At 70.9% G+C, this 1,998-nt stretch carries 1 protein-coding gene; it reads right to left on the minus strand.

From position 1 onward, the window contains the following. Window positions 1-264 precede the first annotated feature (264 nt). Window positions 265-1,821 (minus strand): IS1182 family transposase, encoded by a 1,557-nt coding sequence (locus C1I97_RS36120; protein WP_111007142.1) that lies wholly within the window; start codon window positions 1,819-1,821, stop codon window positions 265-267. Between the last annotated feature and the right edge of the window lie 177 nt (window positions 1,822-1,998).

Raw genomic sequence — 1,998 nt, forward strand, 5'->3', positions numbered from 1 at the left:
TCCGCCCTCAACGAGTTCGACGTCCTCTTCGACGGCCGGCTCACCGCCGGACGAGTGTAGACCGAACAGCCCACCGAACAACTCGTAGGCTAAACAGACGAATCACACCTAATTCCTGATAGACCCCGCCGACGACGAGTAGGCTCCAGCGTCCGCCCTGTTCCACGACCGCTCCTTCGCCTCGATGACCGGCGGCACGCTAGAAGGCCACTGAAAATCTTGTGGAGGGGCTGTCCGGCCGCAGGCCGGGCGGCCCCTTCTTCGTCATGGGGTGGTTGGGGCGAGGTGCCAGGTGCCGTTGGTGCGGGTGAGTCCGAGGTTGATCAGTCGGCGGAGGTTGAGGGCGGCGGCGCGGTGGTGGAGCGCGATGTTGTTGGCGATCACGCCTCGGTAGCGGACGCGGCGGTGGCCGTGGGCGACGAGCCAGGCGATGGCGCGTTCGACCGGGGGCCGCCAGCGGCGGTATTCGTCCTGCCAGGCGGTGTCGGTGGCGGCCTGGTGCCGGGCGGCGGTCAGCAGCTCGTGCCGGGGGTGGACGTTGACGACCCGGCCGGTCTTCGAGGTCGTGCAGCGTTCCCGCAGCGGGCAGCCGGTGCACAGCCGTTTGAACTGGGCGGTGCGGCCCCCGTCGGCCTTGGGGCGGCCCAGGTTCGCGGTCTGTCCCGCCGGGCAGGTCACGGTGGCGGCGCCGGTGTCGACGTGGAAGTCGTCGATGGTGAAGCCGCCGGGGACGGCCTGCCGCAGCGGGGGCGGCTTGACCACCAGGGTGTGGCCGGCGGCGGTCAGCTGTTCGCGCAGGCTGCCGGTGCCGTAGGCGGAGTCGCCGAGCACGGTCAGCGTCTCGCCCTCGCTGTGGTCCTCGTCGGCCAGCAGGTCCAGCGCGACGGCGGCCTCGTGGTTGTCCGGACCGTAGCCGCCGGTCAGCGCCACGGCGGTGAACAGTCCGGCCTCCGGCTCGAAGGACACGTGCCCGCGGTAGCCCTCCTGGTGGCGGGCGCGGTTCTTGTGGATGTGCCGGGCCTCGGCATCGACGGTGGACACCGTCCGGTCGGGCACGGTGCGCCGGGCGATGCGCCAGCGTCCGTCGCGGCCGTCGGAGTCCTCGGCCGGCTCCACGTCCTGGCCGGCGACCAGGGCGAGCAGGCCCACCGCGTTCGCGGCCCGCTCGCCCAGCTCGCGCTCGGGCAGCCGGCCGAGCAGGTTGAGTGCGTCGGACACCAGCGCGTCGACCAGCGCGGCGCGGGCGGCCTCGTCATTCCAGGCGATCTTGGGTTTGCCGGGGTCGGTGTAGTCGTGCGCGGTGCACCACCGGCCGGCGACCTCGCCGGCGCCGGGGACCTCGCGGATCACCCGGCGGATCGCGGACACCAGTTGGGTGACGGTGTCCTGGGTGGCCACCGCATCGTCCAGGACGGTGGAATCCAGCGCCCGGCGCTGCTTTCCCTTGAGCACGCCGGTGGCCGCCACCACCTCCCTGACCTTGGTGAAGATCCGCATCGGGTCGGCCGAGCGCGAAAGTCGGCGCCGGAAGTAGGTCAGCAGCGAGGGATCGAAGGCGGTGTCGTACAGGCCCAGCCCGCAGGCGGCCTTCCAGCGCAGGTCACAGCGCAGTTCCTGGACCGTCTCGAAGTCCGACAGCCCGGTCAGGCTCTGCAGTACCACCGTCGCGGCCAGCACCTGCGGCGGCAGGGACGGCCGCCCGTTGGCCGACGGATACATGTCCGCGAAGAACTCCGCGGGAAAGAGCGCCTCACGGTGCTCGGCGAGGAACGCGAACACACTTCCCGCCGGGATCAACTCCCAGGGCGGGAGCGTTCTCAGAGGGCGTTAAGTCCGTTTCTGATAGCGGCCACGTCCGGGTTGCTCGAGGAATCCCTGGCGAACGAGTCGTCCCAGCCGGGAGCGGGTGACGTTGATCGAGGGCTCGTCGGTGGGCAGGCCGAGGTGTTCGTGCAGGTCGCGGACGCGGAACACCTTCTCGGGGTCTTCGTTGAAGGC

The organism is Streptomyces sp. NTH33 (genome assembly GCF_003236365.1).
In the GTDB taxonomy this organism is placed as follows: domain Bacteria; phylum Actinomycetota; class Actinomycetes; order Streptomycetales; family Streptomycetaceae; genus Streptomyces.